This window comes from Cognatundibacterium jejuense (assembly GCF_014284255.1).
GTDB lineage: Bacteria > Pseudomonadota > Gammaproteobacteria > Burkholderiales > Burkholderiaceae_D > Undibacterium > Undibacterium jejuense.
Window position 1 is genome coordinate 160,677 of record NZ_JACOFV010000011.1, and the last position, 23,065, is coordinate 183,741.

General features: G+C 46.0%; 19 protein-coding genes and 1 pseudogene. 11 read left to right on the forward strand and 9 right to left on the reverse strand.

Annotation, left to right across the window (positions count from 1 at the left end; all coding sequences use genetic code 11):
- Window positions 1–19: 19 nt before the first annotated feature.
- Window positions 20–406 carry a VOC family protein gene (locus H8K32_RS12990; RefSeq protein ID WP_186912958.1) on the reverse strand — a complete coding sequence of 129 codons (387 nt, stop codon included), beginning with the start codon at window positions 404–406 and terminating at the stop codon, window positions 20–22.
- A gap of 181 nt (window positions 407–587) precedes the next feature.
- On the opposite strand from H8K32_RS12990, the gene H8K32_RS12995 reads away from it, so the two are divergent.
- Entirely contained in the window at window positions 588–1,166 is a 579-nt protein-coding gene (locus H8K32_RS12995; protein WP_186912959.1) for a GNAT family N-acetyltransferase, read from the forward strand.
- A 159-nt stretch (window positions 1,167–1,325) separates the two neighbouring features.
- The gene (locus tag H8K32_RS13000; protein ID WP_186912960.1) at window positions 1,326–1,736 is read left to right on the forward strand and encodes a PilZ domain-containing protein; all 411 of its coding nucleotides are present in this window, start codon (window positions 1,326–1,328) and stop codon (window positions 1,734–1,736) included.
- 132 nt (window positions 1,737–1,868) lie between these two features.
- Here H8K32_RS13000 and H8K32_RS13005 read toward each other — a convergent pair whose 3' ends face one another.
- Window positions 1,869–3,134: an MFS transporter gene (locus tag H8K32_RS13005; protein ID WP_186912961.1), complete on the reverse strand. Its 1,266-nt coding sequence runs from the start codon at window positions 3,132–3,134 to the stop codon at window positions 1,869–1,871.
- 197 nt (window positions 3,135–3,331) lie between these two features.
- Complete coding sequence (locus H8K32_RS13010; protein ID WP_186912962.1) at window positions 3,332–4,081, reverse strand: response regulator; 750 nt, start codon at window positions 4,079–4,081, stop codon at window positions 3,332–3,334.
- A 438-nt stretch (window positions 4,082–4,519) separates the two neighbouring features.
- Here H8K32_RS13010 and H8K32_RS13015 point away from each other — a divergent pair, with 438 nt between their 5' ends.
- Together H8K32_RS13015 and H8K32_RS13020 are read left to right on the forward strand one after the other, a co-directional pair.
- On the forward strand, window positions 4,520–5,092 hold the full coding sequence (locus H8K32_RS13015) for an outer membrane beta-barrel protein (protein WP_186912963.1): 573 nt from the start codon (window positions 4,520–4,522) through the stop codon (window positions 5,090–5,092).
- Window positions 5,093–5,493: 401 nt separating this feature from the next.
- Entirely contained in the window at window positions 5,494–6,180 is a 687-nt protein-coding gene (locus tag H8K32_RS13020; protein ID WP_186912964.1) for an outer membrane lipoprotein, read from the forward strand.
- A 161-nt stretch (window positions 6,181–6,341) separates the two neighbouring features.
- On the opposite strand, the gene H8K32_RS13025 is transcribed toward H8K32_RS13020, so the two are convergent.
- Both H8K32_RS13025 and H8K32_RS13030 read right to left on the reverse strand, forming a co-directional pair.
- Complete coding sequence (locus tag H8K32_RS13025) at window positions 6,342–6,929, reverse strand: hypothetical protein (protein ID WP_246447344.1); 588 nt, start codon at window positions 6,927–6,929, stop codon at window positions 6,342–6,344.
- A 151-nt stretch (window positions 6,930–7,080) separates the two neighbouring features.
- Entirely contained in the window at window positions 7,081–7,686 is a 606-nt protein-coding gene (locus H8K32_RS13030; protein ID WP_186912965.1) for a DUF3617 domain-containing protein, read from the reverse strand.
- Window positions 7,687–7,946: 260 nt separating this feature from the next.
- Here H8K32_RS13030 and H8K32_RS13035 point away from each other — a divergent pair, with 260 nt between their 5' ends.
- Window positions 7,947–8,126, forward strand: a complete 180-nt coding sequence (locus tag H8K32_RS13035; RefSeq protein WP_186912966.1) for a hypothetical protein — start codon at window positions 7,947–7,949, stop codon at window positions 8,124–8,126.
- Between the two features lie 87 nt (window positions 8,127–8,213).
- Here the strand turns inward: H8K32_RS13035 and H8K32_RS13040 are convergent, their stop codons facing one another.
- The 3 genes from H8K32_RS13040 to H8K32_RS13050 form a co-directional block, all read right to left on the reverse strand.
- On the reverse strand, window positions 8,214–9,686 hold the full coding sequence (locus H8K32_RS13040) for an aminoacyl-histidine dipeptidase (protein ID WP_186912967.1): 1,473 nt from the start codon (window positions 9,684–9,686) through the stop codon (window positions 8,214–8,216).
- Between the two features lie 262 nt (window positions 9,687–9,948).
- Complete coding sequence (locus tag H8K32_RS13045) at window positions 9,949–10,989, reverse strand: rhomboid family intramembrane serine protease (RefSeq protein WP_186912968.1); 1,041 nt, start codon at window positions 10,987–10,989, stop codon at window positions 9,949–9,951.
- A 145-nt stretch (window positions 10,990–11,134) separates the two neighbouring features.
- Window positions 11,135–12,646, reverse strand: coding sequence for a hypothetical protein (locus H8K32_RS13050; RefSeq protein ID WP_186912969.1), 1,512 nt, complete (start codon window positions 12,644–12,646; stop codon window positions 11,135–11,137).
- A gap of 115 nt (window positions 12,647–12,761) precedes the next feature.
- Here H8K32_RS13050 and H8K32_RS20595 point away from each other — a divergent pair, with 115 nt between their 5' ends.
- From H8K32_RS20595 to H8K32_RS13060, 3 genes are all read left to right on the forward strand, one after another.
- A complete protein-coding gene (locus H8K32_RS20595) occupies window positions 12,762–12,890 on the forward strand; it encodes a hypothetical protein (RefSeq protein WP_281388546.1) in 129 nt (42 codons plus the stop codon).
- 95 nt (window positions 12,891–12,985) lie between these two features.
- Window positions 12,986–13,759 carry a TonB family protein gene (locus H8K32_RS13055; RefSeq protein WP_186912970.1) on the forward strand — a complete coding sequence of 258 codons (774 nt, stop codon included), beginning with the start codon at window positions 12,986–12,988 and terminating at the stop codon, window positions 13,757–13,759.
- A gap of 374 nt (window positions 13,760–14,133) precedes the next feature.
- Window positions 14,134–16,248 (forward strand): hypothetical protein, encoded by a 2,115-nt coding sequence (locus H8K32_RS13060; RefSeq protein WP_186912971.1) that lies wholly within the window; start codon window positions 14,134–14,136, stop codon window positions 16,246–16,248.
- Between the two features lie 88 nt (window positions 16,249–16,336).
- Here the strand turns inward: H8K32_RS13060 and H8K32_RS13065 are convergent, their stop codons facing one another.
- Window positions 16,337–18,079 carry a glutamine--tRNA ligase/YqeY domain fusion protein gene (locus H8K32_RS13065; RefSeq protein WP_186912972.1) on the reverse strand — a complete coding sequence of 581 codons (1,743 nt, stop codon included), beginning with the start codon at window positions 18,077–18,079 and terminating at the stop codon, window positions 16,337–16,339.
- A 494-nt stretch (window positions 18,080–18,573) separates the two neighbouring features.
- Here H8K32_RS13065 and H8K32_RS13070 point away from each other — a divergent pair, with 494 nt between their 5' ends.
- The 3 genes and pseudogenes from H8K32_RS13070 to H8K32_RS13080 form a co-directional block, all read left to right on the forward strand.
- A complete protein-coding gene (locus H8K32_RS13070) occupies window positions 18,574–21,426 on the forward strand; it encodes a type VI secretion system Vgr family protein (RefSeq protein WP_222613102.1) in 2,853 nt (950 codons plus the stop codon).
- Window positions 21,416–22,414: a DUF2515 family protein gene (locus H8K32_RS13075; RefSeq protein ID WP_246447345.1), complete on the forward strand. Its 999-nt coding sequence runs from the start codon at window positions 21,416–21,418 to the stop codon at window positions 22,412–22,414. Before H8K32_RS13070 ends, H8K32_RS13075 begins: the two co-directional genes overlap by 11 nt.
- A pseudogene (locus tag H8K32_RS13080) lies at window positions 22,414–23,065 on the forward strand (hypothetical protein); the annotation flags it as partial. The gene H8K32_RS13075 and the pseudogene H8K32_RS13080, both read left to right, overlap by 1 nt.

The following is a 23,065-nucleotide window of genomic DNA, read 5'->3' on the forward strand; positions in this document are numbered from 1 at the left end:
AAGATGCGCCCCGTCAACGCTATGCACTTTGAGCGACGATTGCCGACGGCGAAAATACTCTGATCCTATGCGCATCAGGGTCTCGTGCGACAAACGTATATCCAAAATCCAATACACAAGGTGTTTGAATCATGACCAGGCCTTGCGAACACCATAACTGGTAAAGCGCATCTACTTCGGCATTGCTTTTAACGGCAATGGCTATCTCTGCACCGCCACCGGTCAACGATGCACTTGGCAATACGCCTTCTTTGCCCCACAAGCCCAACATCACGCCAGAAGAAAGCGCAAACATGGCAAATGTTGGTGAGCTTTCAATAGGCTCATGTCCTAAGAGAACAGAATAAAACTGCGCACTGACGGCTGGTTGGCTTACATATAAAAGTACGAAATTAGGGTCTGTCATTATTTATCTCCAAATATTGAACAACATTAAAAGGTGTTGCCGATCTGTTCATCGAAAGGCGCTAACGCATGGCTATAATAAGAAGATGTATTGTCAGTTTCTGTCAGTAGTCGACGCAAAGCTTTGCTGGTTTAATTTCAAAAGACGATAGCCTGATAATGTTAAAAACCTAGGATTACCAATGCGAAGCGTACACTTAACTGAATATGAACCTGATTTGTTGAACAGAGATGCTGATTTGCTAAGTCAGATTCGTCCTTTGAACCCAGATTCTGATCAAGAGCTCACTTTAGTTGCATCAAGGATGCGTCAGACGCTCATTGAAGTTGAAAGTCAGGAATTTGCAGATACGATGTATTCCGTCGATTGGTTAAAAGCCCGTTTACTCTGGCATCTCGATCAAAGTCAATGTCAGGGACAAGTATTTTTGATGGGGGATGAGACTGGATATATTGTCGGTCACACAATTATTCGAATTGAAATTATCGAGAGTGGCGTAAGCGAAGGCTTATTTTCAACAAGCTATATTGATCCCGGATATCGTCAGCAGGGATTTGCCAGCGCTTTGTTGCGTCAAGGTGAAGCCTGGATGCGAGCACAATCACAAAAGGTGGCAACAACCTGGACGGCAGCAACCAATGATAAATTAATTAAACTGTATGAAAAACACGGTTATGCGATCGTTCAGAATCATTTCCATGAGGTCAGTCAAAGTTGGATGGTGAAGTTAAGTAAGCAATTCGATCGTGCCTTTCGATAGAGAGTAAAGGATAGGATGTTGCGAAACACATCATTCGTAAATCTCTCGCCCATCAGTCGTCACGATGGAGTAATAAAAAATATCTATTGTGTCGTTAAGGTTTTTTAATGATGTATTCGCAGTATTGCCATATTTCGTAACTTTTTACTTCGATTGAATATGACCCAGCCAGATAACCGTAGTTTTCAGCGAGTGCAGTTCTTCCGTTTACCTAAGGATCAAGGATTTATTCCTGTTTGGGTTTTTAATCGTGATGGAGAAGAGAATAGCTTGTCCGCTCTGCTTGTCGATATGAGTGAAAGCGGTATTCAGTTATTGACTTCTTTCGATGAGAAAATAGCGTTTTCGCAGTATCAATTGCGCATTTTAGAGGAGGATCAGAATACGCTTGAAATGCCGAATATCCAACTCAAACATATTTGGTCTTCACCTGAAGGTGGGATGCATATCCGCTCAGGATTTAGTTTTAATCCCATCGATAGTGAAACTATTATTTTGATTTTGCAACGCATGCAAACACGTCAACTGACCTATGTACGTTGTGCGTTGACGCCGCTTCAGGCTGTATAGTCTGTTATATGTCAGCGCTTACCGCCAGACGAAGGTCTGTCCACCATGGCAGTAAATTTTGTTGGTATACAAAATGATGCCGTATTCTTTTTTGTGCCCGAAAAGATTAATCAAAAATGAATACGGCACGGATTAATGTGGAGTGTTAAATTTTCCCGCATTTCTATAAAACTGTGGAATCTTGTTTTTGCTCAGTACGACCATCGCCAGACTGCCAATGGCTAATATGATCCAATTGAGCGCAGGATTGTGCATACTTTGTGCCAGATCGAATAAAACTCCACCTGCCATACTACCGATCATATTCCCCATACTTTGGTATAGCATTTGTCGCGACATTAGCTGCCCGGTGTCAGCTTTAACTTTGTCGGCAAAGCGTGCTGTCAATACATCCAGTGAGGGGCCATAAAATACTTGTCCAAACGATAGTAGAATCGCGGATGTGATCACTGCAGTACTGGAATGTCCAAAAATTATCATCACCAGAAAGCTGACGAATAAGCACAGGTAACCAATTTGTAAAAACTTGAAATGATCACGGGTTCTGATTGCGCGTTTAGAGATTGGAATCTGAAAAAAAATGATGACCAGTGCCGCTAACCAAAAAGGTGTAGAGACAGGTATGTCTGGTGTGAATTTAGGGATATGTAAGCTGAAACCTATCATTGGCTGTACCGCAAAACACCAAAACAAGGCATTGGACAAATAAAACATTAAAGGCAATTCTGCAATTCTGGATGGCGTATTTTCGCTGTAATTGGTTTCACTCATTTCTTGTGTCATCATCCCTGCATCGATGCTTACCTGTGATTGCGCGGTCAAATACAAAGCCTCGTTTTTTACAATGGATTTCATGGCAACGAGCATAAACACACCATAAACTATGAAGGTGACCAAAACGATAAAAAAAACAACTTGTAAATGATCGTGTGGAACCCAGCTCGCGGTCAAATAGCCCCCGACCAAGCCCATACGAATAGCAAATGCGAGGCGACTAAATAGCGCTGATTGATCTAATTCCCTGAGCTTTAATAAATAGTTTTTTAATCCCGGGAAAGATAATCCGCTACCTAGCCCAGCAAGTAGCGCCAGCGTCGCTAATGCCCATGCATGATCAAGAAATGCCATGCAATATAACGCAATGCCTTCTAAAAAAATATTGCCTGATACTGCCCATGGATGATTCGCAGCCTTGGGGAATCGACTACCAGCATACGATCCAAGAACCCGCCCTAAATTGAGTCCAAATAAAATGGATGCGGCCCAAAATCCGGAAAAGTGCTTACCGGTTTGCGAAACGATAATAGGTGTATAGAGTGCGACGCCACCAGATGCAATCGCGACGCCGACATAAATCAGGTACGAATTAAATACGGCGTTGAATTTTTTATTTTGCATAAATGAACGGATCGATTTGCCTGACTAAATTCTGGCAAATCGAAAAGTGCGCTTCAGGATACGTTATAAATCGGCGACGGATCAAATCCCAAGCAGATTACTGTTAACATGTAGTCCTTGATTGTACCGCGTCATGAGACCTGAAGTAATGCAGGAATACACTATTCTTAAAGCAATTCCTTTATTTTCTTCCGATATTAGTTAATCAGACGATGTACAACTCTATTGAAGCTCTCGCGGAAAAGGGCATCTTTTTGTAAAACGAAGTCGGGTATATCTTTATCTTGCTTAAGTTTTGACGCGGTGATTAAAATACATTTTGTATTTTTGAATTTTCCCCCCAGGCGTTGGGCGGCGCTGATCAATGCCATGCCGTTCATGCGAGGTGTCTCCAAGCCAGTGACGACCAAGTCAAAAGGTTCGGATAATATTCGTCCCAAACCAAGGTATCCATCTTTTGCGACTTCAACGCGAAATCGATAAAGTTTCAATACCTCTTTAATGATGTTGACGACCACATCTGAGCTTTCTACAACCAAAGCAGAATAAGGGCTATGCAGTGCTTGATTTCGAAGATCTTGTAGCTTGAGTTTGATGTCTTCGCCGGGATTCTTTGACTGTTGGTATTGACAGGTGACTTTGCGCAATAAGTCGATGTATTCAAGTGCTGTGGCGACGAACCCTTGATACAGCGATTCATTATGTTCTAACAGATCAGATATTAAGTCCTCAAAGGGGTGGCAAATATCTGAGATAACGTGCATACCATACGTACCCCCACTGCCTTTTAAGCTATGAATTTGTCGGTACAGGTCACGGCAAACCTCTAAATCAAATCCTTGAGCTTCTAGTTTTAAAACCAAACTTTCCATATCATCAATATGTGAGGGCAAATCAGTCAAATAATTGGAACGCAATGCATCTAACATTGCTTGAGCCTTATTCATGTTTTATTCACTCACGAAATTCGTTGGTTGGTAGTGGTTTTGGCAGATAAGTAATTTGAACAACTTATTGTGCGTGTTTGTGTTTTTTTGGTCAATCAACTTTTAAAAAACGATAAATTTACCCTTGCTGAGTTTGCACGAGATGGCAATGGTTTTGCCAGTTAAACACATGACAGTTATTTACTATTAAAAAACCTAGAGATTTACATATGCTGGTGTCTTATATTTTGCTACAAATATGATTTAAATTGTAAATAAGTATTGGAATAGTATTCTTTTTGTCTCGTCACGTGAGACTTCCCGGATTTTGATATTCAATGTTTTTGGCGAATGAGAAACTACGTCTGTGCTTCGCTAACAAGCAGTTCTGCCGAAGATACGCTACACAATTCGTGTGTAGTTGAATTTAAATACACATTGATAAAAAAGGAAGAAATCATGTTGAAAAATAAATTGATGATTGCATTGTTGGCCGCTTCTGGTTTGATGTTGAGTGCAGCCGCATCCGCCCAAGTGTACGTTGGTGGCACAGTTGGTAAAGCATCTTGGAGTGAAGATTGCACAGGACAATCTAGCTGCTCCACAAATGCAAGTGCCTACAAAATTTTAGGTGGTTACAACATTAATGAAAAATTTGCGGTTGAAGCAAGCTATTTCTCCTTAGGTACTGTGAATGGTACACAAATGACACCTGGAGGTTTGGATGCTTACAACTTAAAAGGAACTGGTTTTGAATTGTCTGGATTGTACAACCAGGCATTGACAGACAAATTGACTGGTTTTGCGAAGCTTGGCGTAGCGCGAATTAAAGCAAAAAATAACTACATAGATCAAAATTTCGCAGGTAGTGATAGCACAACTTCTACTGCGCCAGTGTTTGGTGTAGGTTTGACTTACAAGCTGACCGATAAACTGGCACTGCGTGGTGAAGTTGAAACGCGTAAGATCAAATACAACGGTGATAAAGAAGCCGTGACTAACTACTCTGTTGGTATGCAGTATAGTTTCTGATTGAGATGATCTGAACTAGTGAATATCAAGCGAATATTGATCCTAGTTTTGATCGTTTTGTTATAGCAGAAAAACCGGAATGATTTGCTCTGGCAAATATTTCCGGTTTTTTTATATTTTACGTTTTAACGAGTATGCTTCGTGACACGTATATTATTTAATCAACATTTTAATTGCATCTCTTTGTATTGGGATTTACTCAAAACCACCCCAGCGGCGTTATAGCTCCTGGCTGTGCCCTCGTACTGTCGTCGCCATGCCTTGCTGGAACAATTTGCGTAAGCCCTATGTATTTTGTTACAACTGCTTACGAATGAAACGGTCTTGGCGTCAACGTGACACACTTACGTACCGTTAAATAGCTCACAATGCCACATTTTTAATCTTTACAGGAATTTTCCATGTCAGAGAACCAAGTAAGCAAACGTATTCATCCTCTGGTCGCCGGCGCCGCTGCGTCAGTCATATTGGTCAGCCTCGTTGGCGTTGCAGCGATGACGGGAATTTTGCCTAATTCGAACAGCGCACCAAAAGTTGACAATCAAACTGGAACGAGCGTTGCAAGCAATGCAGCTACTTCAGCGCTGCCACCTAACGCTACAAATATTGATGTAGCCGTTCCTAAGTCTATTGTTAAGCAAGAAAATCTGCCTCCATCCGAACAACGAGGTAACTCAAAAGAAGAACCCAAGTTTGCACAAAATAAGCTTGCGCAAAATGACGTGAACTCTGAGCCTGTTGCTCACAAAATTTGCGAAACTTGTGGTGTCGTCGAATCTGTTCGTAAGCTTGAAGTACAAGCTGAGCATGGTAGCGGTTTCGGTGCCGTTGCTGGCGCTGTGTTAGGCGGTGTATTGGGAAACCAGGTTGGTAATGGTAATGGCCGTAGTCTGGCGACAGTGGCGGGTGCCGTTGGTGGTGGGTTTGCCGGAAATGCGATTGAAAAGCGCGAACATACAAGCACCGTGTATGAAGTCAGGGTAAAGATGGACAATGGTCATGTCCGTACCTTCAAGCCTTCCCTTCAACCCGAATATCGTGAAGGTGATCGCGTGCATATCGCTAATGGCAATGTAGTTGCCGGATAAACGCCATAGGCCCGCAAGCACAACGCGGGCTGCACCCAGTCTACGGAATATCATCAACGTTCTGTATTTTTTGAAAAAGTAAATAAATACAGAGCGTAATGAAATTTCCCGACCATCAAGTATCTCAAGTAGAAAGCCTTAATTCTTCGGCTATTTCGACCTTATTCTGGTCGCCGGAATTCATTTTCTATCCATTTCAACGCATTTTGCCTGTTTAGCTTGTAATTTGGAGTGACTTTGACTTTTGCTAGCAAATTACCTGCTGCGTCTTCGGCGCTCAGATAGGCATATGGATCATCGTCATCCGGTACGATATTGAGCAAAATTTTATAATCGGCTTCGTCGGTGCTTAGCATCATGCTTTTGTTTAACTGAGCATGCAACTGCTGCTCGTGCCTGCGTATCACTTCGGATGCTGTTTTGACCAAAGTATTAAATGCATTGGTATCGAGGGGTTTAGGATTTTTTTTATCGCGTCCCATGGTCCATGGGCCGACTAGTGCAGGCTCTGGTTCGCCATCTTTCAGCATGGCGACTGCCCAGCCTTCGTCATCGTCGTTTTTGATGACGCGGGCGGTCCAGCCTTTATCTCGCCATAAACGGGGTTCGCGTATTGCCAGATTTTCTGCTTCTGTCGTTTCTTCAACGGCGTTGACGGCGTCGCCACTGGTGTTATTTGTTGCCGTGATGCTATTGCTTGTTGTGGAGTGCTGCAAAACAAATCCTGAGTAGGTAAGAATAGCTGACATCCTACACCCTGGTGAGTGTTCTGGCTAATCTGATAGAGCCGGTTAGCGTTAGTAAAGTGAAGCTATATTGGCTGGAATTAGTGCTTACAAATGAAAAATCCGACGGGAAGTTTTTCCGGGCCGGATTTTGGATAACACATATCGCGTTGATTTATTCTACAGATTTGATGCTGCCACAATCACTGCCTTTCCATCGTGCGTGAGCATCAATGGTCGCGTGCATTTTGCCTGCTGGCGCGCCTGGTACAGTTCCTGCAGCCATGACGCCATCACTGACCATGTTGTAAGTCCATTCTTTATCACTCTTGACGATGTATTCGCCAGTGGCATTCGACGTGGAACCATTTTGCATGTTGCAAACCGCATTGAATTTGCCACCTTTTTCGCTGGCAGAGATAACGTTAACTTTGCAGTTTTTTTGACTGGATTCCATTTTTTTCTTGAAGGATTCGACATCCATGCCTTTTGCTACTTGCTCAGGTGTGACGCAGTATTGCGATTTACCGCTCATTCCTGAATTGGCAAGAGATTTTTCCATGCCTGCGCGCTGCTCAGCTGTCATTGACGCCATGCTTTTTTCCATTTGCTTGCGCATCATCTCAACGATATTCTGACCATTGACCAGCATGACATGATCACTTTCCCAAAGACCTGGTGTTATTTTGACGCTGACGTTCTCGGCATAGGCGTTGAATGTCAGAGCTGACGCTGTACACAATAAAAAGCGAAGACCTGCCGAGGTAGAGATTTTTTTCATGGATAGTTCCTGATGTTAGGTCAATCTGCGCTCATCCTATGTTGTGGCGCTCGATAGATGAAGTGAGTAAGACTTGAAATGTTATCAAAAAACTTGTTCCTAAAACAAAAACTCTTTTACCAAATGTAATTTATCGTGCGTTTGGAATTTGAATGTAGTAGCCGCTTGTAATTGCTATGTTCGGCGTCATATTCGCTTCTTGCACGCTGTATGGCGCTGAAGGCGTCTATCCAAATTGTACAAGCCACCAGGAGATCATCATGTTTTTTCTGCGTCACCCGCAACCTGTGCGTCCACGCAAGGCAGTCGCGGAGCAAATCGTGAGCAGTGAGAGGTCAGCTCCTATCGACACCAGTCGCATTATTGTCGAACGTTCGTTAATCCAGATGCCAGTGATGGTAAATCCAGTCGTCAATACCGATGTTCATAAAGAGAAGTGATGAAGAAAAACTTCTACACGCATCCCAAAAAAATGGGAACCGTTAGCGATTCCCATTGTGTTGCCCTCAATTAGTCAGGATTGAGTGTCAGGCTACCTTAGCCGGAATGCGTTCCAGAACCGCTAACAACAAAGTCCAGTATTGGCCAACGGTGGTGATGTTGACCATTTCATCGGGGCCATGTGGGAAGCGTATCGTCGGACCAATGGACACCATATCCAGAGTTGGATAATGCTTTTTAAATAGACCGCATTCCAGACCTGCATGTATGACCATGATTTCAGGTTCTTTATGGTAAATGCTTTCGTAAGTTTCTTTGACGATCGCCATTACCGGTGAACTGGTGTCTGGTTTCCAGCCTGGGTAGCAACCAGAAAAAGTAATCCCCGCGCCTGAAAGATCACTTAAGGATTGCAGCGTGCTTTCAATATTTTCACGACCACTATCGATCAATGAACGAATTAAACACAACACGGAGACGTGCTCAGCTTCTGTTGTTACCACGCCCAGATTTAATGAGCTTTCAGTTACTCCAGCAATTTCATCACTCATGCGTATCACGCCGTTAGGGCAGGCGTTGAGCAAATTGATGAGTTTTTTTTGTGCTGCGATTTGCATCGTGTTTGCTGGCAATGCTGTGCTGTTCAGACTCAGTTTCAGCGCTGGTTCTGCAGTCGCTAACTCTGCTTGTAAGATGGACAGATATTGCCCGATACGTTGATTCAGTAAGTCTACTTTATCAGCGGGAACTGTAAAGCTGCATTGGGCTTCACGCGGAATCGCATTGCGTAAAGAACCGCCTTTAAATTCACTCAACGCCATGTTCAGCTCTACCGCATGTCCAGCTAAAAAGCGGGCGATCAATTTATTGGCATTGCCACGACCAAGATGAATATTAACACCAGAGTGACCGCCTTTTAAACCCGCAATGCTGAGTGTAAATGCCTGATGTTGTTGATCAGCGGCTTGCCATTGCATAGGCACGGTGATCTCGGCATCGACGCCACCGGCGCAACCCATGTAGATTTCGCCTTCTTGTTCAGAATCGGTATTGATCAAAATCTCTGCGTCCAACATGCCTGCTTGCAAGCCAAAAGCACCGGTCATGCCGGCTTCTTCATCGACTGTCAACAACACTTCCAGCGGACCGTGTTTGATGTCATTTGAACCCAGAATCGCCAATGCAGATGCCATGCCGATGCCATTGTCGGAGCCGAGCGTGGTACCAGTTGCTTTAACCCATTCGCCATCGATCCATGGTTGGATAGGATCAGTTACAAAATCATGCACTTTGTCTGCATTTTTTTGCGGAACCATATCCAAATGCGCTTGAATGACCACGGTTTTGCGATCTTCCATGCCTGCACTGGCAGGCTTACGGATAATCAGGTTACCGACGTGATCGACGACCACGGGCAAATTGCGGCTTTTCGCCCATTGCTGAATGAATTCACTGAGCGCTGCTTCATGCTTGGAAGGGTGAGGGATCGCGCAAATTTGTTCAAACCATTGCCACAAAGGGCGTGGGAAAAGCTGATTGATTTCTGTTGCAGTAGTCATTTTTCTGAATCTTGATCTGGTAAAGTCCGGCTAGATATGAATAGATATATCCGAGACTGAGGTCCTCAAGTTTATCATAGCCCGCTGAACGAACGTCATTCTCTGACGCAGAGTGACTACGCGATGAAAATTTCTTGGGCTGAGAATGTGTGAAATTCTTAATGGTTAAAAATCAAAACCCCATATAAATCAAGGCTTACCAGACCAAAATCAGTGATAAGCCTTGATATTACTAGAGATGTTTAATCATATTGTTAGTGTGTTAAGCCGTTGAGCCAGATTTTATCAGGCGCACTGCTTCCTCAAAAGCCGCTTGTATGCCGGTGGTTTGACCGCGCGCGAGCCATTGCGATACCGTATTCATAGGCCAGAGTCGCGGTGGCGTTTCTGGCGTCATCAATACTGGGGTTCTGCATGAACGGTCTTCGAGTGTTGCCCATTCCATGCCAGTTGCGTGCACCAGTGCATCACCAAATGTGATTTCCAGCGACTGTATTTCTTCGGCAGAAAATTTGATACCATGTTGTTGCATCACAATCGCATCGATAATGGCGAGCTTACCTTCGACGCTATCGTATTTCTGGCGCGCTTCTGGCAAATAGTGTTCACGTACCCACTGCCTTTGCGCTTCAATTTTCAGTATGTCGGCTGTGGACAAATATTGCAGGCTGTGCTTTTGTGGAAGTTGATTACCTGCGAGTATCCCTTGCTTTTCGCCGATATGAGCATTGGTGTTGACGGTATTGCTGAGATACGCCCAAACCACACCGACAACGAGTCCGGTTGTATGCGCCCAGTTTGCAATGGGTCCCAGCAAACCTGTCCAACATAAAACAAACCATGCCAGCATCATCACTATCGTATCTTTACGCAAATCATCGGCAAATCGTGGATTATGCCTCCCCTGTATCCAGATATAGCCAAACATGCCGTATAGCGCGCCAGACATGCCACCAAAATAAGGCGAGCCTGTAAAAAAATACTGCACCAGATTCGACAGCGCGCCGACCATCAGAACAAACGCCAGATAAAAGCCGGCTCCTTTTTTGTCCTCAATCAACCGCCCCAAATCCCATACCCACATTAAATTAAACACCAGATGCATGATGCCGAAATGAATAAACATCGGCGTCACCAGACGCCATACTTGCCCACCCATGACATCATTCAAACCTTGGCTACCAGGGCTGGCGATAAACAATGGGGTAAGTGCGTCAATTGAATTTCCAAGTTTTGAAATAACTGCGATCGCCACGCAAATTAAAATAATGGCGATTGAAACGATGGAATAGCGGTGCTTCATGATGACTTTCCAGTGATTAGAGCTGAGTGGTGGTAGCGAGGAGGAGGGGGATAGCACCCAAGCTGAGCACTGATCGCAAGTAGGGAGCTACTACTAATATGCCGAACCCACTTGCGATATTCTGTGTCTATTATTCTAAGTTTATTTATCGACTTGGTAATCCAAACTTAACCACCAGCGCTGCATTGGCCACGTTCGAATTAAACTCGCCTTTCAAAGAGTGAATGCGACCAACACCTAAGCGTAATCCTATATGTTTGTTTAACGCAAAATTTGCATACGGGATGGCTTGAACCACAGCACCGCCTTGAGAGTCAACACCGCCACCACCTGCTGCACCGATCAAGCCTTCTAAACCAAATGAGATACCGTGACCAATTTCCGGTGAGCGGATACCCGCACCAACCAGGCCGATAGAAAAGCCACCGGCGTTTCCACGCAGGGCACTATGTGCCTGCGCCGTCAGATAAGTCGAGCTGGTAATGTCGCGGTTCATTACAAAGCCGATGGTTTGCAAACTTTCCTTAGCCCCTGATTTGCGTGCGGCTTTCAAATAGTCAGCACCATCCAGCGCCCATTCAGCACCGTTAATTTGACGTAGATCATCGCTATGGGATGACTTATTGGCACTATCGAGCTTCATCCCTATTTGTACTAGTTCGTAACGTGATCTGAAGTTACCATTCGGCGAATTAGCCATGCCACCTTCCAGGCCAATAAATACCTGATCAGTGATTTGCCACTGTGCGTACACGCTACCTTTGACCAATGCACCACCACCGACGTTAATTCTGCCGCCGCCACCAGTCCCCAATGCGGCAATCGCGCCGACTTTGAACTTATTTGAAATGAGCGGATATTCGATGCCCACCGCGCCTAATACTTCGGCATAACCATCTGAAGATCCATGTGCAAAAGCGCCACCCTCCAGACCCCAAAACACATGTTCATGTAAAAAATGATCAGCGCGGAAACCCGCATAGCCAATCTTGCCTGCAGTGCTGCCATCGAGCTTTGTAGTACCAGAACGTGGTTGATAGCTGCCGCCATTGATCATAATACGATCAAAGCCAAGGCCGCCACGTTCAGAACTCAGCATCGATTGCCCGGCGAGTTCTGGCTGGGTGTAGATAAAGGTTTCATCCAGACTGGCAACCAGTCCGATTTGATTACTTGTTATGTGACCGCTAGGAAAGCGTACTTGTGAAATCGATAAACCAAAAGATGAACCTTTGTTGCGCAACATCAGATCAAGATGAGGGCGCAGCATCAAACCACCACCAACACCAGCACTACCGCCACCGCCACCACCGATGTACATACCCGGTTCAATCGATAAAGAAGGAGACACAGTTTTGCGCAAGCTCGCCTCAATACCACCGACGTATAAACCACCGCGCTTGCCTGTTACAGAGCTATACACTGCTGGCCCAAGAAACAAATCTTGCTGAACTTCCAGCAAATAATTTCCACCCAACAAACCCATGCGTTCATTGCTGGACATTTTTACAGATTCAAGGCTGAACTTCACCATTGACGCTACAGATTGTTGTGCATAGTTGAGCGGTGGAGTTGGTTCGCTCTCCGCCATCGCAACGGCAGGTGCTAAGGCGGGTATTAACGCAATACTTAATAACGATAAGGTATTTTTTACCATACAGACTTTCAGATTTGAAGGAGCGCGTGCTAACCCTCTATTACATAAATTCATTTAGGTGGCGCAGGATAGCACCGACATTTCGACAAAAAGCTTAAAAAAAGCTCAAAAATGCATGAAAAAAGACATCGCCGGCAAGGTTACCGTAATTAAGCTTGTTTTTGCAAAACAATCTCAATTCATCCAAGCCCTGCGGCAAGAAAATGCTTCTCAGGGAGGATATGTGGATTGCTTAGTAACCTGATTAGTAGCCTGAAAGAATGTCTAAAAAGATGTTAATTTGTCTTTATTAAGATATTATCTTTCTTTGGGGAAAATAAGACCAATCAAGAGGGAAATATGTCGACTAAGCCAAAGACTTTTGTTGTGATGAATCGCCGTTTCAAATGTATTCTTTCCAATGGCTTCTTGTGCCTCAGTGGCATCGTGATGCCGATCGCACCTGTTTTGGCACAGCAAATAGTGCCAACACTTCTGGCTTCAAATTCAATATCGGCAGCACCGGCAGCATCAATAACTTCAGATTCTTCTGCGAACATAATCAATACCGCAGATCAACCAAAAAAGAACGATGTCACCTTCGATATTACTCAAGCCTGCAATGTGCCGCCGTATCCAAAGCCTGCAATCCCCTTTGGCTTACACGGAGACACCACTCTGAAGCTGATGATCGATAAAAACGGCAAAATCGACGCCTTTGAACTACTTCAAAGTAGCGGCTGGAAAATGCTCGATATGACCGCCATGAAAGCCATCGCTGGCTGTCAGGTGATCCCTCCTGGTAACTGGATTCCAAGCGAACGCTTAATTCGATATAAGTGGGAATTTGGAACCGGCTACGTCAGCCCGGCTAAGCTTGACGAAGCAAGTTGTAAACCCTCAGAAAAACTACGCATTGCAGAAGACAAAGAACCCGGTCTGGGTATCGTCGTCGGTATTTACGTATCGAGTAGCGGAAAAGTTGTTGAGTCCAAATTACAGTGGGGTAGTGATAACGAGGAACTCAATAATGAAAGTCTTCGTATTGCCAAATCTTGCGAATTCACTCCTGCAGAAAACAGCGGAAAACGTATTTTTAATGCGGAGTCGATACGGTTTTTACCAAGAACCTAAATTTTCATCGGCAAACCGTTTAGGTAGGATCCGCATGTTATTTTTTTTAAATTCCTGAGGCTTTCAAAATAATGATAAGTACGTTGAGGTGATGAATCTCACCTCAACGTTTAGCCAATTTATCTATCTGATCGTGTCTTTGGTGTAGAACCACTTTCCCATTTTTTTGCTCGTTATGCTTAGATTAATTAGCATGAAATTAATTCATATTCAAATTTGTTTTGATACCAGTTGTAAGTAAGTGGTGAAAAAGGCATTCATTTGTAATATTTGTAATATTCGTGTGAACCGTAAGAGTTTTGAACTATTATCGGTTAGTTATTAAATTTTTGATAACTATTTACTGATATTTTTTTGAATTCTAGGATCGCGAAATGAAAAAAGCCTTATTTAGGAAGCCAGCCGCCACCATAATTTCAGTCGCCATTTCTGCCGTTATTTTGGCAGCATGCGGTGGAGGTGGTTCTAGTGCGTCAAACGATACAAGCAATACTACTCCTGCAACACCAACTACTTCTACCACCAATGTGATTACCGGCACTGTGTTTGCAGCGGCGACCTCTGGTGCAACAGTTAAATTATTTGCGGCGGATGCTAATGGAAATCCAACAGGTAATGCTTTAGGTACGGCAAGCACCGATGCCAACGGAAATTTCAGCATTGCGTTAACGAGCCAGCCAAGCGGACCAGTAGTTTTGGTATCGAGCGGCGGAAGCTATTCTAGTGAGGCGGATGCCACTACCCAAACTGGCGCAACATTTCAGGTCTTGGTTGCCAACGTACCCACAGGAAATTCATCGGCTCATCTCAATCCTTTGACCTCGGCAATTACAGCGCGTGCCAGCAATTTATTGAGCAATGCTCCGGCAACATCCCCAGCGGCGGCATTAAGTTCTGCGACGAGTTCAGTTCAAACCTTGCTCGGTCTCAGCGATATCAGCACCAGTGCGGTAACAATTGCACCAAATACTAATGCAACGAGCGGCGACGCATGGCTGCTGTCAGCCTTGGCTGGGACTCTGGAACAATTGCGTACCAACTCTGGCTTAAACTCCAGCGCCATTTATCAAGCATTAATGGATGATATTTCTGATGGCAAGTTAGACGGTTTGAAGAATGGTAAGTCAATTGCTATCGGCACTTCCGGTCAAACTTTGCAGTCCAGTCTGTTTACGACGCAATTGTCTGGAGCGGCAAATACCTATGGCAACACCCACGCCACATATCAAAGCGCGACCGGAAAAATCTCCACTGCGTTACAAAATTCAGCGCAAGCAGTTGGCTTACAAGTTGGCAGTTCTGGCTCCATCTCGTTGTATCAAACGCAGTCGAGTGGCACACAGTTATACTTTGCGGCTCGCACAGATGGTTTGGTGAAATTAGACATGAGTGTACCGAGTGCGCCTGTAGCAACAAAGTTAACGGCCATTAATCAAACACTGCTTTCTGGCAGCAATCCGAGTGGTCCGAAATTTGGATCGATTGATGGTATGGTCATCAATCCTACACCGATTACGGTCAATGGAAGTAGTAAGGTATACGGTCTGGTCTATAGCTATCAAAGCAGTACTGTCGCGTCAGTCAATCTGACAGATGGTGTGGTTGTCGGTACGTTGGCATTGCCAATTACGAAGTCGACCTCCTTCTCCGGTGCTATGGCCTATGTTGCAGGCGGCATTGCTGATGGCGCCCATAACTTGATCTGGTTGGCAACGAGCGAAGGCATGATCGGTGTTAATCCGTCCAATCTTAATTTACCGGTGACCAAAATTGCACAGCCGGTTGGTACGCAAATTAATGAAAATATTGGCGGCGATACAGCCAACGGTATTATCTTTTCTCCAGATTACATGGGGGCAGGTATTGTTGTATTTAACCTCATTGAGGGCAAATCCTATGTCATGGATAAAGCTACCTGGCAGGCGCTGTATGCCAATACAGGCTTCACCGGATATTTGGAAATGGATGGTGCTACGTTAGATACGCAATACAAGTTAGCCATCATCACGCCTGAAGGATCGAACACCATAGGCTTGTTGGGTTATAACATTCCGTCCGGCGCAACTGGCGCAACTGGTACCTTTGCATCAAAACTGTTTATGTCTTACGCAGTTCCTAATCAAGCGCTCAATTTTGCGAGTTATACGGGGGCAACTGTTGATCCGGTTTCTCACACAGCACTGTTTGTTGGCGAGGGGAGGGGGTTAGGTGTAGGGGTACTGGATAATCCAAGCAATGCGAACTGGAAGGGCTTCTCTACTTTCGTGAATGCAAATTCGAGCTATCGCTTCGAACCTCATGATCCACATACCTTGGGCACATTTAACATCAGTGGTAAGCCATACGGATTTTTGTTGAATGGCGCCTATGGTTCTTACAAAGTAGCAATCATCGATCTGAACGCGATGTTAGTAGCACCGACCACTGGTGGCTGGACAAATACGGATCCTTTCAACGATCCTAAAATCACTACCTTGATCGGTTACTAAGCAGGGCTTTCGTCAATCTTGTGATTGATTTTGGTAGATGAAAAGGGCAGCTTTTGATGGATAAAAGCTGCCCTTTTTTTGTATAGATTTATTTCCCAAACGAATCCTTCAACGTCGTAATCCGGTTAAACACCGGCTTCCCATTCACACTGTCAACGCGATCAGCGACGAAGTAGCCGTGGCGTTCGAATTGCAGGCGAGTGTCTGGGGTGACGTTGGCGACGCCAGGCTCGACAAAGGCGCGGATGGTTTCTAAGGATGAAGGGTTCAACAAGGTCATGAAATCTTTGCCACCGGCATCAGGGTTGGCGTCGGTGAACAGGCGGTCGTACAGGCGCACCTCGGCTTCAAGCGCGTCAGCGGCGTTGACCCAGTGGATATTGCCTTTGACTTTGTAATTGGCGCTGCCTTCGGTGCCGGATTTGCTGTCGGCAAAGTAGTTGCAATGAACGGCAATAACCTTACCGTTTTCATCTTTGTCGCAGCCTGTGCACTCAACGACGTAGCCATAACGCAGGCGAACCTTATTGCCCGGGAACAGGCGGAAGTAGCCTTTAACGGGTTCTTCCATGAAGTCTTCTTGCTCTATCCACAGTTCCTTGCCGATCGTGAATTCACGGTTGCCAAGTTCTGGATGATGTGGATGTATTGGCGCTGTGCACGCAATGTTTTCACCTTCAGGGAAATTGTCGATGACGAGCTTCAATGGACGCAATACCGCCGTCGCACGTGGGGCTTTTGGATCGAGGTCTTCGCGCAGGCAGCCTTCTAAAGTGCTGTAGTCGATCCAGCCATCAGAGCGGGTCACGCCGATGCGTTCGCAGAAAGCCTGGATAGATTCTGGTGTGTAGCCGCGACGACGGATACCAACGATGGTTGGCATACGTGGGTCATCCCAGCCGCTGACGATGTTGTCTTCCACCAGTTTGCGCAATTTACGTTTGCTGGTGACGACGTAGGTCAGATTCAGGCGTGCGAATTCGTATTGACGTGGAACCGGACGATTGACGAAACCACCTTGCGCCGCGTGTTCGATGATCCAGTCGTAGAACGGACGGTGATCCTGGAACTCTAAGGTACAAATCGAATGCGAGATGTTTTCAATCGCGTCTTCCAGCGGATGTGCGTAGTCGTACATTGGGTAGATGCACCATGCATCGCCCGTGCGGTGGTGATGCGCATGACGGATGCGGTAGATCGCTGGATCGCGCATATTCATGTTCGGTGACGCCATGTCGATCTTGGCGCGCACGATGTGTTCGCCATCTTTAAATTCACCGGCTTTCATGCGACGGAATAAATCTAAAGATTCTGCCGGCGCACGATCGCGGAAAGGGGAGTTCACGCCTGGCTTAGAAAAGTCACCACGATTCGCCGCCATGTCTTCAGCGGATTGGCTATCGACATAGGCGTGACCCGCTTCGATCAAGTATTCAGCAATGGCGTAGAACTTGTCGAAATAATCGCTGGCAAAATACAAATGATTGCCGCCACCGTTGGATGCTGGTTGCTGCCAGTCAAAGCCCAGCCATTTAACGCTGTCCATGATGGAGTCAACGTATTCTTGGTCTTCTTTTTCTGGGTTAGTGTCATCAAAGCGCAGATGACAACGGCCAGCGTAATCACGTGCCAGACCAAAATTGAGGCAAATCGATTTTGCATGACCAATGTGCAGATAACCATTCGGTTCTGGCGGGAAACGCGTAATCACGCTCGGCATGCTATCACGTTGGTAAGTGCCAGCAACCTGATCGTTGTCGATAATGGCGCGCAAAAAGTTGGAAACCGGTGCGTCGGTTGCTGCTGCGGCTGGCTTGTTGTCTTTGCTCATAAATTGTACTGGTCAATATTAGGTTGAATACGAATAGCGAAATAGCGAGACTGAGAGTTTGCTTTTGCGATCCACCGGACGCGGAACGGGCGAGTAGCGCGGGTTAGTGCTGATTTCGCACAGTGACGTGCGTGGCGCACCTGAGCGGCTTCGGCGGGAGCGCACACGCAAACCTCAGTATTTCCATCAAGGGATAGGAAGTATTTTACCGTAGCGCAGCACAGAAAGCGCATTTGTTTGTGTTTTGATAGTAAAGCGGCTTATTTAAGTCCCAAAAATTGGCCACTCCTGTCGATTTTATTTCCTTCCTTCTTTACACATCATGTTATCGCGACAATACGTTAGTAGCGTCAACGCCAGAAGTTGCAAGATGTAATAGAAGCATCCTTAAGTAAGAATCCTTCCGCAAAGTTTTATCTTTCGCTACGATTTTTGTTCTTTTCAGCGCCTTGCATTTCAACATCAGCAATGAAGCTCGCCAAAGGACTCATATCGTGAACGGATTATTCACCCACCCACGCGCCTTAAGCGTCAGCGGTGCCGCCTTGTCTGGTATCAGCAAGTCGTTAACACCTTTACGCTTGTCCGGTACCGATGGCATCAACCAGTTATTCGACTATCGATTGACGCTGCAAACATCGGATCGCGTTGGTGTTGGTGTGGGTGCTAGCTCGGGTACTGGCGCTGACCTTGACCTCGATAGCGTCATTGGTAAAGAAATCACCTGTACCATCGAACTTGAAGGCAAGGGCTCTTTTATCCCTGGCCTCCCCGGTGGCAGTGCTGCTCACCTCGGTGCAGGTCAGCGAGAAATCTCCGCCTTAGTCACCGCCGCACGCTTTATCGGCGTCGATAGCCGCCATACACTTTACGAATTCACCTTACGTCCGTGGTTACATCTCGCCACACTGACCAGCGATTGCAAAGTTTTTCAGAATCAAACACCCGTTGAGACGATGTTAGCGGTACTCAACGACTATGCGTTTGTCGTCGACAAGCGTTTGATTGAGAAGTATCCATCACGAGACTATTGCGTCCAGTACAACGAGACCGATTTTGCGTTTGTGACGCGCCTTATGCAGGAATGGGGCATCAACTACCACTTCGAGCACAGCAACGGTGTGCATCGGTTAATCCTCTCTGATTTCAATGGCGCATTCCGCACTGCGAGTGAAGCCTACGCAACGATTCCGTATTACCCACCTGGTCATAAAATCGACCGCGAGTACATTCACGCTTTTAGCCCAGAGAACAGTCTCACTTCAGGCAGTGTCGCCAGTCGTGACTATGACTACACCCGATGCCGCTCCAGCCTCGACGCTAAAAGTAGTGACCACCGCAAAACCGGACAAAACGACCAAGAACTCTATAGTTGGCACGATGCCCAGAGCGGCAATCGTTATAGCCAACCCAATGCCGGATCTGACCCACAGGCCAATAAAACGGACGAACAAGGCAAATTCTTAACCCGACTGCGGATAGAAGAACGTCGCCAACATGGACAACGTGCCAAGGCGAGTGCCTATCTGCGCGGTGTAGTGCCTGGCACCTCCTTCACCCTGACCGACCATCCTCAAGGCTCGGCCAATAGAGAATATGTCGTTATCTATACCCAATTTTTAATAGAAAACGTCAGCGAAGATACCCAACGTAACCCGTCCGCAAAGCTCAACCTTGCTGCGCTCCCCAATCTCATCACTGCGCGATCAGTCGGACAAATAGAACGCGGCTTATGGCAAGTCCAAACCGATTTCACCGTACAACCTGGCAACGAAATCGTACGCCCAGAACACACGCAAATCAAACCCCGTTGCTACGGCCCCGAAGTTGCCATGGTGACCGGCCCTGACCGTGATACCGCCGCCAGCAATATCTATACCGATCAATATGGGCGTATCAAAGTCCAGTTCCCATGGGATCGCTATGGCGAAATCAACCACAACAGCAGTTGCTGGGTTCGCGTCGCCTTACCATGGGCAGGTAATCAACTGGGGCAACAAGCTATTCCCAGAATAGGACAAGAAGTCATCATCGATTTCATCGGCGGTGACCCTGACAGACCGATTTGTAGCGGCAGCGTCCACAATCAATTTAATATGCCGCCATGGCAGTTGCCGAGCCAACAAGCCTTAATGGGCATACGCAGCAGAGAACTCACTGACCAAGGCGGTGGCAACAGCGCTACAGGGCGCAGCAACCACCTCATTCTCGACGATACCCAAGACCAAATTCAGGCACAACTCAAGAGTGACCATGACCACAGCCAACTGAGTCTGGGTTTCATCACCCGTGTTGAAAGCAAGCAAGGTCGTCAAGGACCACGCGGTCAAGGGTTTGAACTCAGAACCGATGGCCACGGCGCCATTCGCGCCAAAGACGGTCTACTCATCACGACCGAAGCCAGAGACAAGGCGCAAGGCCACATCACGAGCTTAGAAGAAACCGCCCAGCGTCTGCAACAAGCGCACAGCCAACACAGCACCTTAGCTGAGGCCGCACAACAGGCGGGAGCGCAAGAACAAAGTGACCAATCGGACGTTGCCAAAGAAATCAAACGACAAAATAGCGATATCGCTGGTAACGCCAATGCTAATCACAACAACCACGCAGACAAAGGTCAATTCCCAGAATTAGCCAAGCCGCATATCGTTATCGCAAGTCCGGCAGGCATCGCCACCACCACGCCCGGCAACACCCAACACCACAGCGGTCAGCATCACGCCATCACCGCCGAGGAACACATCAGCTTATCGAGTGGCAAGAGCCTGCTCGCCAGCGCGCGCGAAGCGATCCGTTTGTTTGCGCACAAGGCGGGAATGAAATTGATTGCTGCCAATGCCGACATTGAAATTCAGGCCTTAAAAAACAGCATCAATTTCATCGCTAAACTCAACATCAATCAGAACGCCGAGTCGATACGGATCAACGCAACAAAGGCCGTCATCATTAATGGCGGCGGCAGTTATACCAAATGGAGTGATCAGGGGATTGAACATGGCACCAACGGCGCATGGTGTGCTCACGCGGCGACCCATAGTTTTCAAGATGGAAAAAATATGGGCATAGATATTCAAGGATTGCCTCATGTCGATGACTATGATGAGAAGTTTGCCTTTCATTTGCCTTGTGGCACACCAATTGTGGGACAAAGTTATCACGCCAAAACTTCCATCGGTGAGCACGTAAGTAAGACAACATCAGACGGCGCGACACCAAGTATTTATACCTCATCACCGCAGCCATTGTATGTCGCTCCAGTGTGGCATGCGCTTAACTCACCTGAGCCGATGACACGGCCAGGATCGAGCAATCCAGGTGACAACAAGGGAGATAGTAATGCCAGTTAATACAACCCAAGGAATGACCAATAACACGCCCAACAGTTGCGTAAAGATAGATTGCGATTGTCAGCACGTATGGTCCTTAGCACAAGAATTTGCCTTTAAACGCTTGTCTGCTAAACCGCCTGTGCTCAATAAAACTAACATGTTGCTGTATCAATATAACGTCCGTGCCCGACGCATCAGTGCCACCTATGCGAGGTTTTATTTAGAGACCGAAGAACATGGAAATCCGGCTAAAAAAGGACGCTACTACTGGGCAGCATTAGCAGCATTTGCCAGTAAGACAGTCGCTTGTTCGATTGAAGACCCACGAGTCAAAACAATCGGCACCGTTTTACAAGGATTAGGTAAAGGAAATATGTGGTTGTTTTATGAGATCGCCCCATGGCATTGGGCGTATAGCCTTTCTTCTAAAAGTTTCGACATGTGCAAGGCCACACGTAGCGGAGATAATTTTGTGACCCCTATTTTGGACTCCATCAAAGCCATGCCATGGGCGAAGGAGGCGCTACCAAAAATCAATAATTTTAAGTGGAATGAATTGCTGGAATATGGTTTTAACAAGGTCAAGAAAATTGAAAGTATGGAACCGTTGATGCCAGGACGCCCTGCGGCGCAATTGGAACATCTGCTGAGTATTGCCAAGCACGAGCAAGGTAAGATTTTGCAGCCGCTGATCTACGACGATGAGGATTTTAAATGGTGGATACAGCAACAACGTTCAGCATGGGTGAATTGGGCATCACCTGCGCTCAAGCTGGTGTTTGCGTCGTCGTGTGATACCGATGATCCAGAATTGGAATCGGTGGCGCCCCGAGATACCATGCTTGAAGATTTTAAAAGCCGAATGATATGGATTGACTTAGCTGCAAAAAAATTTCATGGGTTAATGCAAGCAAAAAAATATTTTATGGAACATCAATTACAAACAATCGCATCGTGGGTAGGTCATCAAGATGATCAGATAGTAACCCCGACGATGCCACTTTAATGTCTGTTAATTTTATGTGGCATATCTTTAAAAAACTATTATTAGGCCTAGTACTAGTCGGTGCAGTTTCCGGCTGTGCTAGGAAAATCGACCACGGTTTGGGTAACGTGAAGAAAGAGGATGTAAACATGGTACAAAAAATATCTATTCGTCTTGGCGAATCCGGCGACAGTTTTACGCAGCGAATAGGACAAAAGAAAGTAAGACCAGATAGGCAACCGGCGGGATTAAATTTTTATGACGTTAATTTCACTGCACATGGTGCAGAAGCGGGTGAAGTAACGTTTGAACACGGCATGCATACTTTTAGAGTTGGTGCCGTGCTAATTATCATGGGAACGGAAGATGTAGAAAGAATGAACGCTGGAATTTATCACTGGGACATTAGTTTTGGACTTACTGCGCCAGAACTCATACCCCATGATGAAGCACGTCAAAAATTCATTGCTCTCCTAAAAATGCTACAAGAGAAAGGCTGGCGGCAATTCTACTACCGGGACGCTGCACGAATTATGGGATGTAGCTCGCTACATAATATCAACATAGATGTACGTTATATACCGACATTTGAGGAGTGGATGGCGTTAGAAGATGGCGCAGGTTGGAATTTAGAAGCCGATGGGGTCTATATGAGAATAGTCATGTATAGAG

What these genes read in the sequence shown, in the direction of transcription:
- H8K32_RS13050 (WP_186912969.1), bottom strand. Translation starts at nt 12,646, where the DNA reads ATGGTAAAAAATACCTTATCGTTATTAAGTATTGCGTTAATACCCGCC.
- H8K32_RS13030 (WP_186912965.1), bottom strand. Translation starts at nt 7,686, where the DNA reads ATGAAAAAAATCTCTACCTCGGCAGGTCTTCGCTTTTTATTGTGTACA.
- H8K32_RS13020 (WP_186912964.1), top strand. Translation starts at nt 5,494, where the DNA reads ATGTCAGAGAACCAAGTAAGCAAACGTATTCATCCTCTGGTCGCCGGC.
- H8K32_RS13010 (WP_186912962.1), bottom strand. Translation starts at nt 4,081, where the DNA reads ATGAATAAGGCTCAAGCAATGTTAGATGCATTGCGTTCCAATTATTTG.
- H8K32_RS13060 (WP_186912971.1), top strand. Translation starts at nt 14,134, where the DNA reads ATGAAAAAAGCCTTATTTAGGAAGCCAGCCGCCACCATAATTTCAGTC.
- H8K32_RS13035 (WP_186912966.1), top strand. Translation starts at nt 7,947, where the DNA reads ATGTTTTTTCTGCGTCACCCGCAACCTGTGCGTCCACGCAAGGCAGTC.
- H8K32_RS13015 (WP_186912963.1), top strand. Translation starts at nt 4,520, where the DNA reads ATGTTGAAAAATAAATTGATGATTGCATTGTTGGCCGCTTCTGGTTTG.
- H8K32_RS13025 (WP_246447344.1), bottom strand. Translation starts at nt 6,929, where the DNA reads ATGTCAGCTATTCTTACCTACTCAGGATTTGTTTTGCAGCACTCCACA.
- H8K32_RS12995 (WP_186912959.1), top strand. Translation starts at nt 588, where the DNA reads ATGCGAAGCGTACACTTAACTGAATATGAACCTGATTTGTTGAACAGA.
- H8K32_RS20595 (WP_281388546.1), top strand. Translation starts at nt 12,762, where the DNA reads ATGAAAAAAGACATCGCCGGCAAGGTTACCGTAATTAAGCTTGTTTTT.
- H8K32_RS13040 (WP_186912967.1), bottom strand. Translation starts at nt 9,686, where the DNA reads ATGACTACTGCAACAGAAATCAATCAGCTTTTCCCACGCCCTTTGTGG.
- H8K32_RS13055 (WP_186912970.1), top strand. Translation starts at nt 12,986, where the DNA reads ATGTCGACTAAGCCAAAGACTTTTGTTGTGATGAATCGCCGTTTCAAA.
- H8K32_RS13075 (WP_246447345.1), top strand. Translation starts at nt 21,416, where the DNA reads ATGCCAGTTAATACAACCCAAGGAATGACCAATAACACGCCCAACAGT.
- H8K32_RS13005 (WP_186912961.1), bottom strand. Translation starts at nt 3,134, where the DNA reads ATGCAAAATAAAAAATTCAACGCCGTATTTAATTCGTACCTGATTTAT.
- H8K32_RS13000 (WP_186912960.1), top strand. Translation starts at nt 1,326, where the DNA reads ATGACCCAGCCAGATAACCGTAGTTTTCAGCGAGTGCAGTTCTTCCGT.
- H8K32_RS13065 (WP_186912972.1), bottom strand. Translation starts at nt 18,079, where the DNA reads ATGAGCAAAGACAACAAGCCAGCCGCAGCAGCAACCGACGCACCGGTT.
- H8K32_RS13045 (WP_186912968.1), bottom strand. Translation starts at nt 10,989, where the DNA reads ATGAAGCACCGCTATTCCATCGTTTCAATCGCCATTATTTTAATTTGC.
- H8K32_RS12990 (WP_186912958.1), bottom strand. Translation starts at nt 406, where the DNA reads ATGACAGACCCTAATTTCGTACTTTTATATGTAAGCCAACCAGCCGTC.